Annotated in this window: 11 protein-coding genes and 1 pseudogene; 9 read left to right on the forward strand and 3 right to left on the reverse strand. The window is 46.4% G+C overall.

Annotation, left to right across the window (positions count from 1 at the left end; all coding sequences use genetic code 11):
* The first annotated feature begins 8 nt into the window (after positions 1–8).
* The 9 genes from AACP44_RS00685 to ispH all read left to right on the forward strand — a co-directional run bounded on the left by AACP44_RS00685 (position 9) and on the right by ispH (position 10,907).
* On the forward strand, positions 9–296 hold the full coding sequence (locus AACP44_RS00685) for a GIY-YIG nuclease family protein (RefSeq protein WP_339337994.1): 288 nt from the start codon (positions 9–11) through the stop codon (positions 294–296).
* Positions 297–523: 227 nt separating this feature from the next.
* Positions 524–2,332, forward strand: coding sequence for an ABC transporter transmembrane domain-containing protein (locus AACP44_RS00690; protein ID WP_339337996.1), 1,809 nt, complete (start codon positions 524–526; stop codon positions 2,330–2,332).
* 56 nt (positions 2,333–2,388) lie between these two features.
* The gene (locus AACP44_RS00695; RefSeq protein ID WP_339337998.1) at positions 2,389–3,402 is read left to right on the forward strand and encodes an aspartate carbamoyltransferase; all 1,014 of its coding nucleotides are present in this window, start codon (positions 2,389–2,391) and stop codon (positions 3,400–3,402) included.
* Positions 3,402–5,006 (forward strand): murein biosynthesis integral membrane protein MurJ, encoded by a 1,605-nt coding sequence (murJ, locus tag AACP44_RS00700; protein ID WP_339338000.1) that lies wholly within the window; start codon positions 3,402–3,404, stop codon positions 5,004–5,006. The genes AACP44_RS00695 and murJ overlap by 1 nt, the downstream gene beginning before the upstream one ends.
* A gap of 115 nt (positions 5,007–5,121) precedes the next feature.
* Positions 5,122–6,054 (forward strand): bifunctional riboflavin kinase/FAD synthetase, encoded by a 933-nt coding sequence (gene ribF, locus AACP44_RS00705; RefSeq protein WP_339338002.1) that lies wholly within the window; start codon positions 5,122–5,124, stop codon positions 6,052–6,054.
* A gap of 51 nt (positions 6,055–6,105) precedes the next feature.
* Entirely contained in the window at positions 6,106–8,925 is a 2,820-nt protein-coding gene (gene ileS / locus AACP44_RS00710) for an isoleucine--tRNA ligase (protein ID WP_339338004.1), read from the forward strand.
* Between the two features lie 6 nt (positions 8,926–8,931).
* Entirely contained in the window at positions 8,932–9,447 is a 516-nt protein-coding gene (lspA, locus tag AACP44_RS00715) for a signal peptidase II (RefSeq protein WP_339338006.1), read from the forward strand.
* Between the two features lie 34 nt (positions 9,448–9,481).
* Positions 9,482–9,931 (forward strand): FKBP-type peptidyl-prolyl cis-trans isomerase, encoded by a 450-nt coding sequence (fkpB, locus tag AACP44_RS00720; RefSeq protein ID WP_339338008.1) that lies wholly within the window; start codon positions 9,482–9,484, stop codon positions 9,929–9,931.
* A gap of 34 nt (positions 9,932–9,965) precedes the next feature.
* Positions 9,966–10,907 (forward strand): 4-hydroxy-3-methylbut-2-enyl diphosphate reductase, encoded by a 942-nt coding sequence (gene ispH, locus AACP44_RS00725; protein ID WP_339338059.1) that lies wholly within the window; start codon positions 9,966–9,968, stop codon positions 10,905–10,907.
* On the opposite strand, the pseudogene AACP44_RS00730 reads toward ispH, so the two are convergent.
* The 3 genes and pseudogenes from AACP44_RS00730 to AACP44_RS00740 form a co-directional block, all read right to left on the reverse strand.
* Positions 10,890–11,858: pseudogene (locus AACP44_RS00730) on the reverse strand (sigma-54 dependent transcriptional regulator); the annotation flags it as partial. The gene ispH and the pseudogene AACP44_RS00730 overlap by 18 nt on opposite strands.
* A 336-nt stretch (positions 11,859–12,194) precedes the next feature.
* Positions 12,195–13,025 (reverse strand): ammonia-dependent NAD(+) synthetase, encoded by an 831-nt coding sequence (gene nadE, locus AACP44_RS00735; protein ID WP_339338010.1) that lies wholly within the window; start codon positions 13,023–13,025, stop codon positions 12,195–12,197.
* A gap of 37 nt (positions 13,026–13,062) precedes the next feature.
* On the reverse strand, positions 13,063–13,959 hold the full coding sequence (locus tag AACP44_RS00740) for an outer membrane protein assembly factor BamD (protein ID WP_339338012.1): 897 nt from the start codon (positions 13,957–13,959) through the stop codon (positions 13,063–13,065).
* Positions 13,960–14,085 lie beyond the last annotated feature (126 nt).

A 14,085-nucleotide genomic window follows, 5' to 3' on the forward strand; every position in this document is an offset into this window, starting at 1 on the left:
AATAGCCAATGACTGCCAAACAACCGTTGTCTTGGTGGGTCTATATGGTGGAGACAGAAAGCGGCAGACTGTATACCGGTATTACCACCGATATTGAGCGCCGTTTTGCTGAGCATAGTGGGGCGGCAGGCAAAAAGGGTGCAAAGTTTTTCCGCTCCGATAAGCCAAAAAAAATAGTATTTCAGGAAGCCAGTCAAAATCGTAGTGAAGCCAGTAAACGTGAGGCGGTCATTAAAAAATTACCCCGCAGAGAAAAGTGTTTGCTAGCGGGCATCCACTACCAGCCAATCCAATAAATCGCAGATGCTGGGTAAAGCCAAAAAATATCGCCAGCCAACTCTGTGGATCGATAGTCGGTTATGCAGATGGTAACCAGCTCAAAATAGCCGAATATTGTTAAAAATACTCCGGTTAACCACTCACAGCCCTTTTACCTTGCACCTATAGCGGTGATAATAGCCAGCTGTGATAATACCGCCACGCTTAACTTGGCATGGCATATCAATAGTTATAAGGGTTTTCAGTGCGAGGCGATATATCTGAACAGCGCGACAGCAGTCGCAATATCAAAGTTCTATCGGCAATGTTGGTTTTTTTAAAGCCCTACCGCTGGTATGTAGTGGCGGCTCTGTTTGCCTTAACCTTTACCGCTGGCGTTACCCTGTCGATGGGGCAGGGTCTGCGGATGATGATAGACCGTGGTTTTGGTCAAGGTGCGGGCGCCGGTTTGGACCAAACCATCATCATGTTTATGTTTATCGTGCTGTTATTGTCGATGGGGACCTTTGCGCGGTTTTATTTGGTGTCATGGATTGGCGAACGGGTCAGCGCCGATTTGCGTCGCGCCGTTTACAGCAGGGTGATCGAACTGCACCCCGGTTTTTTTGAGACCAATCTCAGTGGCGAAATCCAATCTCGTATCACCACCGATACCACCCTGTTGCAAACCGTTATTGGCTCTTCGGTTTCCATGGCCCTGCGTAATGTGCTGTTATTTATTGGCGGTATTATCTTACTACTGTTTACCAATCCTAAATTAACCGCCATTGTATTAATCAGTGTGCCGTTGGTGATTATGCCGATCATTGTTTTTGGTCGTCATGTCAGAAACCTGTCCCGCAGTAGTCAAGATAAGGTGGCCGCGTTTGGCGGCTTTGTCGGGGAATCACTGAAAAATATCAAAATTGTGCAAGCCTTTAATCACCAGCAACGCGATAGCGATACTTTTTCCAATCAGGTTGAAGCGGCCTTTGAGGTGGCTTTGCGTCGCATCAAGCATCGGGCATGGCTAACAGCCATTGTCATTGCACTGGTATTTGGTGCCATTGGCTATATGCTGTGGGTCGGTGGTCACGATGTGATCGCAGGCAAGATTACGGCGGGTGAATTAGCGGCGTTTATTTTTTATGCCTTTATGGTGGCGATGTCGGTGGGTGCAATCAGTGAGGTATATAGTGATTTACAGCGGGCTGCGGGTGCCACTGAACGTTTGCTGGAGTTAATGCAGGCCGATAATTTGATTCAGGCACCGGCTGAGCCAGAGCATCTGCCTGAACAGGTACGCGGCGAGTTATGTTTTGATCATGTCAGTTTTTGTTATCCTTCTAGGCCGGAAACGCCAGCCATTGATCAATTAACCCTTAATTTGACTGCCGGTAGCAGTCTGGCATTGGTGGGTAGCTCCGGCGCCGGTAAGTCGACTTTGGTCGATTTGATTCTGCGTTTTTATGATGTCACCGACGGCAAAATTTTATTTGATGGTATCGATATTTGTCAGTTGGACCCTAAGGAACTGCGCCAGTGTATTGCTATTGTTCCGCAGCAACCGGTGCTGTTTAGTGACTCTGTGTTAGAAAATATTCGCTATGGTCGTCCAGAAGCTAGTGATGCCCAAGTGCACGCTGCTGCCAAAGCTGCCTATGCCGACGAGTTTATTGAAAAATTACCGGAAGGCTATAACAGTTTTGTGGGTGAGTCCGGTGTCAGATTATCCGGCGGTCAACGGCAGCGTATTGCTATCGCCAGAGCCATATTAAAAGATCCCAAGCTATTATTGTTAGATGAGGCCACCAGTGCGCTAGATGCGGAAAGTGAATACCAAGTCCAGCAGGCGCTGGAGCATCTGATGCAAGATAGAACCAGTATAGTAATAGCTCACCGATTGGCCACTGTGGTCAATGTTGATACCATTGCCGTATTGGATCACGGGCGTTTGGTGGAAACCGGTACTCATCAACAACTACTGGCCAGTTCAGCCTTGTATTCAAGATGGGCTGGCCTACAATTTGGTGATGCGGTTAGTGATTCTGTGACGGTTGACCAAGCTGGTTAATTATCTATAACAGCAATAAAAAACGAATAGAAACGAATAGAAGCGGAGAGACAGGATTGAAATTCACCGGCAGCCATATTCTTTCCATTGGTCAGTTTGAACGTATTGATATCGATCGTATTTTTGATATCGCTGATCGTATGAGGCCCTATGCCCAGCGCAAACGGGTGACCAAAGTACTGGATGGAGCGATTTTGGGCAGTATGTTTTTTGAGCCTAGTACCCGTACTCGTGTTAGCTTTGGTAGTGCCTTTAATTTACTGGGCGGTGAGGTGCGTGAAACCATCGGTTTTGAGTCTTCAGCGATTGCCAAGGGCGAGTCACTCTATGACACTGCTAGAGTCCTCAGCGGTTATAGTGATGCCATTGTTATGCGTCATCCACAGGCCGGTTCAGTCGCCGAATTTGCTGCCGCTAGCCGAGTGCCGGTCATCAATGGTGGCGATGGTGCTAATGAGCATCCCAGTCAGGCGCTGTTGGATTTATATACCATTAAAAAAGAGCTGCAGGATCACCATCGCGATTTGGATGGCTTGCGTATCGCCCTGATTGGCGACTTAAAGTTTGGCCGTACTGTTCATTCTCTCTGCAAATTATTAACTCTGTATCAAAACGTCAGCGTGACATTAATCTCGCCGCAAGAATTAAAAATGCCCGGTGATATTATTGAGAAAATGCGTGTTGCCGGTCTTTCAGTGACCGAATCCGATGCGATGGAAGAAAGCATTGCCCATGTTGATATTGCCTACTCAACTCGGATTCAGGAAGAGCGTTTTTCCAGTCAGGAAGAAGCGGATTTATACCGTGGGCGTTACCGCCTGAATCAGGCTATTTATACCCGCTTTTGCGAACCCAATACCGTCATTATGCACCCATTACCGCGCGATTCTCGTGAAGGCGCCAATGAATTAGACAATGACCTTAACGACAACCCCAATCTTGCGATATTTCGTCAGGCCGATAACGGTGTAGTGGTTAGAATGGCGTTATTTGCTTTGATGTTGGATGTAGAAAATCAGATAGAGAAAAATGCCCGCGATGTTAATTGGTATACGGGTAGCCGTTTTTAATGTCGACCTCAACATCTGATCAGCCCGAACCAAAAACCGGCTTATTAAAGTCCAGTTTAGTGGTGGGCATGATGACGATGTTGTCACGCGTCTTAGGCTTATGCCGCGATGTGGTGATTGCTCACTTTGTTGGTGCCACTGCCGCAGCAGATGCTTTTTTTGTGGCTTTTAAAATCCCTAATTTTATGCGCAAGCTGTTTGCCGAAGGCGCCTTTTCGCAAGCCTTTGTGCCGGTGTTATCAGAGTATCGTGAGCAGCGCGACTTTAATGCGGTGCAATTGCTGGTCAATAAAGTCGCCGGGGCATTGGGCGGCAGCTTATTAATTGTGACCGGTTTGGCGGTGGTGGGTGCGCCGGTAATTACCGCCGTTTTCGCTCCAGGCTTTTTCCTCGCAGAAGATCCACTTCGCTATCAGTTAACCAGCGATATGATCCGCATTACCTTTCCGTACTTATTGCTGATTTCGCTAACCGGTTTTTGTGGTGCGGTACTCAACAGTTATGGTCGATTTGCGGTGCCAGCTTTTACGCCGGTGTTATTAAATATTGCACTGATTACCGCTGCGATTGTGGCCGCCCCTTATTTTGATGAGCCCGCTTTTGCTTTAGCCTGGGGTGTGCTGGCAGCAGGTATTTTGCAGCTAACTTTCCAGCTACCCTTTATACATGGCCTGCGCCTAACGCCAAAACCTGCTTGGGATTGGCAGGATGAAGGGGTGCGAAGGATTCTGGTGTTAATGGGGCCCGCTATTTTTGGGGTGTCAGTCAGCCAGATTAATCTATTGCTGGATGTGGTGCTGGCGTCATTTTTACCTGCGGGCAGTGTGTCGTGGCTGTATTATTCTGACCGTCTGGTGGAACTGCCGCTCGGTGTTTTTGCTATTGCTATTAGCACGGTTATTTTGCCGAGTTTATCGCGACAGCAAGCCAATACCTCGATAGAAGCGTTTCGAGCCACATTGGACTGGGCGATCCGTATGGTGCTATTGATCGCTATCCCCGCAGCAGTAGCCTTAATGATATTGGCCGAACCGATTTTAATGACCTTATTCCAGTACGGGCAATTTACCGTAAGCGATGTCACCATGGCTTCCTATAGCTTGCAGGCCTACGCGATAGGTTTAATAGCTTTTATGTTAATCAAGGTATTGGCGCCGGGTTACTTCTCTCGCCAAGATACCAAAACCCCAGTAAAAATCGGCATTATCGCCATGGCGGCCAATATGGTGATGAATATCGCTTTGGTGCTGCCGCTACATCACTTCTGGCAGTTGGGGCATATAGGCTTGGCGCTGGCCACTTCACTCTCGGCTTGCCTGAATGCAGGTCTCTTATACCGCGGTTTACGTCATCAACAAGTCTATGCACCCATGGCCGCAATGACCATGGTCTTGCTGCGTTTAACGGCAGCGGCAGTGGTTATGGCGGCGGTCCTTTGGCAGCTAATACCAGAAGCGTCGCTGTGGATTGATTGGCTGTGGTGGCAGCGGGTATTAAATATTTTCTATCTCTGTGCGGCCGGTGCGGTCAGTTATTTTGTCGCCTTGGGCGTTTTTGGCGCAAGACCCCGCGATTTCCGTGCCGCTGCAAGCACAATTGGCTAATCTTGCTCTCGTCTTGGCTAGCTGTCTAAGCTATAATCACGCGCTATTTTGGGCCTTACAGCCCCCTTAACACTACTTAGCAGCACTACTTAGCACTATTGAAAGATATTACTCCATGGAGCTTATTCGCGGCCTGCATAATCTGCGTCCCAAACATCAAGGGTGTGTCACTACCATTGGTGCTTTTGATGGTGTCCATCATGGCCATCAAGCGGTATTGCAGCAGCTGATTGCCAAGGGTAGAGAGCTTGATTTGCCAACGACCGTCGTTGTATTTGAGCCATTACCCAGAGAATATTTCGCCCCTTTGCAGGCGCCGGCTCGCCTGATGAGTTTTAGAGAAAAGTTTCAGGCTTTTAAAGCGCTGGGAATTGATCGAGTATTACGCATTCGATTTACAGCAAGCTTTAAGGAGATGGGTGCTAAAGAGTTTATCCATAAGGTCTTTGTAGAGGGTTTGGGTGCGCGTTATATCATCGTCGGTGATGATTTGCGTTTTGGTCGTAATCGCGATGGTGATTTTGACTTACTGAAATCACAAGGCTGTGTTCATGGTTTTGATGTGGTAGCGACTTCTACATTAAAAATTAAAGATGACCGGGTGAGTAGTACCCGCATCCGTATGGCGCTTGAACAAAGCGATTTTGAATTAGCTGAAATATTATTGGGTCAGCCCTATAGCATTGCCGGTCGAGTGATTATGGGGCAGCAACTAGGTCGGCAATTAGATGCACCGACTGCGAATATTGATCTTTGCCGGTTGCGTGCGCCAATGTCCGGCGTGTATGCGGTGGAGGTTGAAATAGACCAGCAAACCCTGTTCGGTGTTGCCAATGTCGGTTCAAGGCCCACGGTTGATGATAGTTTAAAAGCGATTTTGGAAGTGCATATACTGGATTTTGATAAAGATATTTATGGCAAAAAAATCAAAGTGATTTTTCGTAAAAAAATTCGGGATGAAAAAAAGTTTGATGCCGTTGATCAATTAAAGCAACAAATCCACAAAGATATCAAGATCGGTCGCCAGTATTTATCGGCGCCGGTTTAGACATAAACAAGAGACATAAACAAGATACGTAGTTAGGTAGATTAAACCGGTATGAGTGATTATAAAAGCACCCTGAACCTTCCCAAGACCGCCTTCCCAATGAAAGCGAACCTTGCCCAGCGCGAGCCACAAATGTTAAAGCGTTGGCAGGAAGAGGGTTTATACGAAAAAATTCGCCAGGCCAGCAGTGGTCGGCCGCAATTTATTCTGCATGATGGTCCTCCATATGCCAATGGCGATATTCATATTGGTCACGCGGTTAATAAAATCATTAAAGATATGATTATAAAATCCAAAACTATGAATGGGTTTGATGCGCCATATGTGCCGGGCTGGGATTGTCACGGTCTACCGATTGAGCTTAATGTTGAGAAAAAAGTAGGCAAGGCTGGCGTTAAAGTTGAGCCTTCAGTGTTTCGAACCAAATGCCGTGAATACGCACAAAAGCAGGTCAATGGTCAGAAGAAAGACTTTATTCGTCTTGGTGTATTAGGCGATTGGGAAAACCCATATCTGACTATGAACTTCCAAAACGAAGCCGACATTATTCGCACCCTCGGTAAAATTGCTGAAAACGGTCATCTGCAAAAAGGCTTTAAGCCGGTGCATTGGTGTATGGACTGTGGCTCTGCTTTGGCAGAAGCAGAGGTTGAATACAAAGATAAGGTCTCGGTAGCGATTGATGTTACTTTTGATGTGGTTAATCGTAGTGAAGTGCTGGCGGCCTGTGGAGCCAGTGATGATATCGAAGGCAGTGTGGCTGTTGCGATCTGGACCACAACGCCGTGGACGCTACCAGCCAACTTGGCAGTTAGTCTTCACCCTGATTTTGACTATGTGTTAGTAGCGTTTAGTCAGCAGGGTCAGCAGAAAAACATTTTACTCGCTGAAGACCTTCATCAGCGTGTGATGGCGCGGATTGGTATTGAATCTTTTGCTATCGTAGGTCGTTGCAAAGGCGCAGTGTTAGAGCACCAACCACTACAACATCCGTTTTATGATCGTCAGTCTCCGATTATCCTAGCTGACCACGTTACCACTGAAGCCGGTACCGGTGCAGTCCATACAGCTCCCGGTCATGGTGTGGATGACTTTAATGTAGGTCAGGCATATGGCTTGGATGTGTATAACCCCGTGGGTTCAAATGGTGTTTATTTACCGGATACCGAACTCTTTGCCGGGCAGCATGTGCTTAAGGCTAATGGCGCCATTGTTGAAACCCTGCAGCAGCGTGGTGCTTTATTGCATCATGAAGATTTTGAGCATAGCTATCCACATTGCTGGCGTCATAAGACACCAATTATTTTCAGGGCAACACCGCAGTGGTTTATCTCCATGGATCAAAACGGTCTATTAAATCAAGCCTTAGCTGAGGTAGAAAAAACCGAGTGGATGCCGGGGTGGGGTAAAGCGCGTATTGACGCTATGATCAACGATCGACCTGATTGGTGTGTTTCCAGACAGCGCACTTGGGGTGTTCCCATCACGCTGTTTATCCACAAAGAAACCGCAGAGCTACACCCTGAAACCCAGCGTTTGGTTGAAGAAGTGGCTGTTCGTGTTGAGCAAAAAGGTATTGATGCTTGGTTTGATATGGATGCTGCAGAATTGCTCGGTGATGATGCGGATAACTACGAAAAAGTCACTGACACACTGGATGTATGGTTTGATTCTGGCGTTACTCATGCTTCCGTACTGGATCGTCGCGATGGCTTATGTTCACCGGCTGATTTATATATGGAAGGTTCCGATCAGCACCGCGGTTGGTTCCAGTCATCGTTATTAACTTCTGTGGCAGTGAATGGTCGTGCGCCGTATAAACAAGTATTAACCCATGGCTTTACCGTCGATACTGAAGGGCGAAAAATGTCCAAGTCAATTGGCAATACCATCGCGCCACAAACGGTAATGAACACCATGGGTGCGGATATTTTACGTTTGTGGGTTGCCGCCACCGATTACCGCAATGAAATGACCGTTAGTGACGAGAACTTTAAACGCACGGCAGATTCCTATCGTCGAATTCGTAATACCGCTCGTTTCTTATTGTCCAATATGCATGGCTTTGAACCCGCTGAGCACTTGGTGGCCAACGACAATATGCTGGCGCTGGATCGCTGGGCCGTTGATGCTGCAGCCCGTTTGCAACAAGAAATTATTGAAGCTTTTGAATCCTATCAATTTCATTTGATCTATCAAAAGCTGCATAATTTTTGTGTGCTTGAGTTGGGTGGCTTTTATCTGGATATTATTAAAGATCGCCAATACACCACGAAAGAAGATAGTTTGCCTCGCCGCTCTGCGCAGACGGCGCTGTATCATATTATTCGTGCCATGGTGCGTTGGATTGCCCCGATCACCAGTTTTACTGCTGATGAATTATGGCAATATATTCCCGGTGAAAAAGAAGAGTCGGTCTTTCTGGCCCAGTGGTATGACGGCTTAACCACGCTAAGTGATGACGAGGAATTCGGTGACGCTTATTGGCAAAAAGTGATGGCGGTTAAAACTGCGGTCAATAAAGAGCTGGAAGCAAAGCGAGGCGAGGGGGTGATTGGTGGTAGTCTCGAGGCAGAAGTCACTCTTTACTGCAGCAACGACTTGGCTGCCCAGTTAGAAAAATTGGACACGGAACTGCGTTTTGCTTTGATTACCTCAACAGCCGAAATTAAGCCATTGGCAGCATCGTCCTCCGCGGTAGCAACGGAAGTTGAAGGTTTGGAAATTGCAGTGGCACAAAGTGCCCATGCCAAATGTGCTCGTTGCTGGCATCATCGTGAAGATGTTGGTGCCCATGCTGAGCATAAAGAGCTCTGTGGGCGCTGTATCGATAATGTTGAAGGTGCTGGCGAACAGCGTCGGTTTGCTTAGAATAGTATGCGTTTAAATCGTTCTAACAGTCTTGGTTTATTGGCCGCGGTTATGATTATTGCCGTTGATCAGTGGACTAAATATATGGCTAGCGCTGAGCTTAGCTACGGCCTACCGGTTGAAATATTGCCGGTTTTTGATTTGACTCTACAGCATAATACTGGCGCGGCGTTTAGTTTTCTGGCCGATGCCGGTGGTTGGCAGCGTTGGTTTTTTACCATCGTGTCGGCGGTTGTTAGTCTTGTTTTAGTTGTTTGGTTAGTTCGTTTGCGCTCCAGTCAAACATTAATGATTGCCAGTCTGTCCTGTATTCTGGGTGGAGCTATCGGTAATTTGTGGGATCGAATAGTGTTGGGTTATGTGGTGGATTTTATTTCTATTCATTATCAGACCTGGTATTTTCCGACCTTTAATGTTGCGGATATGGCTATTAGTATCGGTGCAGGCTTGATGATCCTTGATATCGTTTTTAACCCCGAGCATCATAAAAATGATACAGGCTCTGGCGATAAAGCCGCTTAACCCTTTCAGAAATAATAGATACAGTATAAAAATTATGAGCGATATCTCTATTGGTACCAATTCAAAAGTCACTTTGCATTTCTCCCTAAAATTGGATGACGGATCGGTCATTGACTCTACCTTTGACAGAGAAGCTGCCACTTTTGTGATTGGTGATGGCAATTTGCTAGAGGGCTTTGAAAAAAAAATTCATGGTATGAAAAAAGGTCAACAGGGTAGTTATACAGTTTTGCCCGAAGAGGGTTTTGGTCAACCCAATCCCAGTAATGTGCAACGTTTTGCACGCACGGATTTTTCAGCTGACTTGGTGCTGGCTGAAGGTCTGGTGATCTCCTTTGCCGATGCTAGCCAATCTGAACTGCCCGGGGTGATAAAGTCGATTGAAGGCGATACGGTTACTGTAGACTTTAATCATCCCTTGGCGGGTAAGGATATTCAGTTTGATGTTGATATTATTGACGTACAAATCAACGCTGACAGTTAGATCGTTGTTGAGAGAATAGTCATTGATGAGTGCAATCCAAATTAAACTAGCCAATCCCAGAGGTTTTTGTGCGGGTGTTGATCGGGCGATTGAAATTGTCAATCGTGCTCTGGAAGTCTTTGGTGCCCCTATCTATGTGCGCCATGAAGTGGTGCATAATAAATTTGTGGTAGATGATTTACGCGCTCGTGGCGCTGTCTTTGTTGAAGAGTTAGACGAAGTGCCCGACGATACCATTGTTATTTTCAGTGCTCATGGTGTGTCTTTGGCGGTGCAGGATGAGGCCAAAAAGCGCGGTTTAAAAGTCTTTGATGCTACCTGCCCATTGGTCACCAAGGTGCATATGGAGGTGACGAAATTTTCGCAGGAAGGTCAGGAGTGTGTGTTAATTGGTCATAAAGGTCATCCCGAGGTTGAGGGTACCATGGGACAGTATGATCATAGTCAAGGTGGAGACATTTATTTGGTTGAGGACGTCGATCAGGTGAATACGTTAGCGGTTAACCATCCTGAAACCTTGTCTTATGTTACCCAAACTACCTTATCGGTCGATGATACTGCTCAAGTGATTAATGCCCTGAGGGCCAGATTCCCCCATATCAGCGGTCCGCGCAAGGATGATATTTGCTATGCCACCCAGAACCGGCAGGATGCGGTAAAACAATTGGCGCAAAACTGTGATTTATTATTGGTGGTGGGTTCGCCCAATAGTTCCAATTCCAATCGTTTGCGAGAGTTGGCTGAGCGCATGGGAACCGAGTCTTATTTGATCGATACCGCCGAGGATATTGATCCTAAATGGCTGCAGGAAAAAAAGACCGTCGGTATTACTGCAGGTGCCTCTGCGCCAGAAGTACTGGTCAGGCAGGTGATTGAGGGGCTCTGTCAATACGGTGCCCAGCCGCCCGAGGAAATGCAGGGTGCAAAAGAGAATATCACTTTCTCCTTGCCCAAAGAGTTACGTTTTGTTCCTTAGGCCTAGTTTTTTGATTCGATAGCGTATTTGCCGAAAAGAAATACCCAACAATTCAGCGGCGCCTGTTTTATTCCAGCGGGTTTTTTCTAATGCCATCACTAAGGCGTCTTTTTCAATCGCCGCAAGATAACCATCTAGATCCCCAGGCGGGCCATCTGTTAAAAGTGTGGCAGATGTTACGTTAGCCAATGATGCAATAGCCGGACTAACTACAGGCAGTTGCAAATCTTCTACATCAATCTTATTACCTTCGCAGAGGGTAAAAGCTCTTTCCAATTTGTTTTCCAACTCTCTAACATTGCCGGGGAACGGGTAGCTGTTGAGGGCGGCAAGCGCTTGCACTGAGAGCATAGGTTTTTCCAGTTGCCACTGTTTAGATAGTTTTTCGAGAAAGAAATCTGCCAGTAGTGCAATATCTTCTTTACGTTCGCGCAGCGATGGCACTTGTAATTCAATCACATTAATGCGGTAAAACAGATCGTTTCGAAAACGTTGATGATTAACCTCTTGGTAAAGATTTTTATGAGTGGCGCTTAGAATACGTACATCGATAGACTGTTCTTTATTGGAGCCCACCTTGCGAATAACCTTTTCCTGAATCGCGCGTAATAATTTTACCTGCATGGCCAGTGGTAAATCCGCCACTTCATCTAAAAACAGGGTGCCGCCATGGGCTGCTTCGAATAAACCTTGTTTATTGTTTACGGCGCCAGTAAAGCTACCCTTAATATGGCCAAAGAACTCACTTTCCATCAGTTCCAAAGGAATGGCGCCACAGTTAACAGCCACAAAATTATTGTTGCTTCTTGGCCCGTTGCTATGAATCAGTCGGGCAACCACCTCTTTGCCGCTACCGGATTCTCCGCTGATATAAACAGGCGCTTGGCTATGTGAGAGCTTGATGATTTGCTTGCGTAAAGCGGCAATAGTGGAGGAGTCGCCTAACAGTTGGGTCTGTTTATTACATTCTATCGTTGCAACTGTAGCCATTGTTCAAAATTATCCTTTCAGGGACGGAGTGTTGCGTCTTAAAAGTCTGGAAGCGAGTTGTGAATTTAATGATGCGGGTTTTATTTTTCCTGTTAGAAATAATTCGCTGGACAGCAGAAAGATTGTTAATAAAACCAGGTCAGATGGTGGGCGGTAAACCGGATATACCGTTAATACGGCAAAATTGATTTGCTGATTAAGCTGGCCATCCTTGGTTACTAAGTTCATATATTGCCGTCAGTGCTACTGATCTCGTCCTTGAGTATAAGTGCAGGCTATTGCCTCAATGATGTCACGTTAATCATAAATGGTAGGGATGGGTAAACGTTTATGTTGGGTTTTGGCGTAAATACCTTCGATATGTGCGGCAATATCATCACTAACCGGTTTGCCCTCGAGGTAATCATCCAGTTGATCGTATGTCACGCCCAAAACCTTTTCGTCAGCTTTTTGTGGCGATAGCGATTCCAGATCAGCGGTTGGGGTTTTATCGACCAATCCCTGTGGTGCCCCCATATGTTTGGCTATTTGTCTCACTTGACGTTTACTGAGTCCAAATAGCGGAGCCAGATCACAGGCGCCATCACCCCATTTGGTAAAGAAGCCGGTAATGTTCTCTGCAGAATGATCGGTACCTAAAACTAAGGCGCCCAGTAAACCAGCGATATCATATTGCACGACCATACGCGTTCGGGCTTTAACATTACCTTTGGAAAAATCGCTACGGGTATCAGAAGGGCTGGTATTGTCGGCGATTAATGCGCTAAGCACTTCATCGTGAATAGCATCCGCGCCGGGTTTTACATTCACCGTAATATGGCGTGAGGGTTGAATAAATTGAATCGATGTTTGCGCATCGGCTTCGTCCTGTTGCACATCGTAGGGTAGTCTTACCGCAATAAATTGATAGTTATTATCACCGGCTTGTTGATTAAGTTGGTTGACTGCAAGTTGCGCCAGTCGACCAGTGGTCGCGGAATCTATACCGCCGCTGATACCCAACACCAGATTTTTAACGCCACTAGTGAGTAAAGTGTTTTTAATAAAGTCTACCCGGCGGCTAATTTCAAAGTCGACATCTATATCAGGTAAAACCCGCATTTCCTGAAGTATGGTAGTTCTGTTCATGGTTAAATTTCAGTCCAATAGTGCTTTTAAACAGTGATTAGCGAATCAGATATTCAGCTCGGTTATCAAATTTAGGCGGTTGGCTTTGATCAAATAAACCAAAAGATACTTTGTTGATAAAAGAGCGTTCATGGGCAGCAACGGTAAACTTATCAATAAATTGCCCGTTTTTATCAATCGAAGGATGGTCAGGGAAGTTTTTTTTCAGTACCGCCAGTGAATCATCAGCCAAGTCATTCATGCCTAATAGTTGATAGGCCTGAACCATCACTGCCAAGGCATCAGCGTTTGCCGGTGTCTGAGGAAAATTTTCAACCACATAACGACCACGGTTAGCCGCGGCCAGATAAGCTCCGCGTTTAAAGTAATAGTTGGCGACATTAATTTCATAGCGTGCCAGACGGGCACGCAGATAGACCATGCGGGCTTTGGCATCGGCGGCATAGTTGCTATCAGGGTAGCGGTAGAGTAGCTGGCCGAAATCCTCAAACGACTGTAATGCAGGGCCGGGGTCACGCATAGTCATATCGGTGGGTAAAAAGCGATCTAAAAAGCCTTCGCCCTCGGCATAGTTGGCCAAGCCCTTAATATAATAAGCGTAGTCCACATTGGGATGCTGAGGGTGCAAGCGGATAAAACGATCGGCCGCAGCAACGGCAGCTTCCGCTTCAAAATTGCGGTAATGGGCGTAAATAATTTCAAGTTGTGCTTGTTCAGCATAAGGGCCAAAGGGGTAGCGAGTTTCTAACAACTGAAGGTTTTTAACCGCCAATTGAAAGCTCTCATCTTTAAGATTCTGCTGCGCTTGCTCATAGAGTTGTTTTTCAGTCGGGTTTTGTGGCAATTGATCGTCAGAGGAGCAGGCGATAAGGCTCAAAAAAACACCAATAAGCAGTAATTTAAAAAGAAAATGTGGTTTTACAAGTATGTTCATTCAACGGTTTCCAAGCATTCATATACAATAGGGCCAAATTAGACCGGATTATGGGTAATCAGTGCCCATAAAATCCCCTTATCTGCGAGCTCCATTTAACCACAGCCGCCGGTAGGCATAAAGTCA

Source organism: uncultured Oceanicoccus sp. (assembly GCF_963968385.1).
Lineage (GTDB): Bacteria > Pseudomonadota > Gammaproteobacteria > Pseudomonadales > Dasaniaceae > Oceanicoccus.

Bases quoted from the DNA above. Each gene is read 5' to 3' on its own strand.
- AACP44_RS00685 (WP_339337994.1), top strand. From the start codon at position 9: ATGACTGCCAAACAACCGTTGTCTTGGTGGGTCTATATGGTGGAGACA.
- murJ (WP_339338000.1), top strand. From the start codon at position 3,402: ATGTCGACCTCAACATCTGATCAGCCCGAACCAAAAACCGGCTTATTA.
- ribF (WP_339338002.1), top strand. From the start codon at position 5,122: ATGGAGCTTATTCGCGGCCTGCATAATCTGCGTCCCAAACATCAAGGG.
- ileS (WP_339338004.1), top strand. From the start codon at position 6,106: ATGAGTGATTATAAAAGCACCCTGAACCTTCCCAAGACCGCCTTCCCA.
- lspA (WP_339338006.1), top strand. From the start codon at position 8,932: ATGCGTTTAAATCGTTCTAACAGTCTTGGTTTATTGGCCGCGGTTATG.
- fkpB (WP_339338008.1), top strand. From the start codon at position 9,482: ATGAGCGATATCTCTATTGGTACCAATTCAAAAGTCACTTTGCATTTC.
- nadE (WP_339338010.1), bottom strand. From the start codon at position 13,025: ATGAACAGAACTACCATACTTCAGGAAATGCGGGTTTTACCTGATATA.
- AACP44_RS00740 (WP_339338012.1), bottom strand. From the start codon at position 13,959: ATGAACATACTTGTAAAACCACATTTTCTTTTTAAATTACTGCTTATT.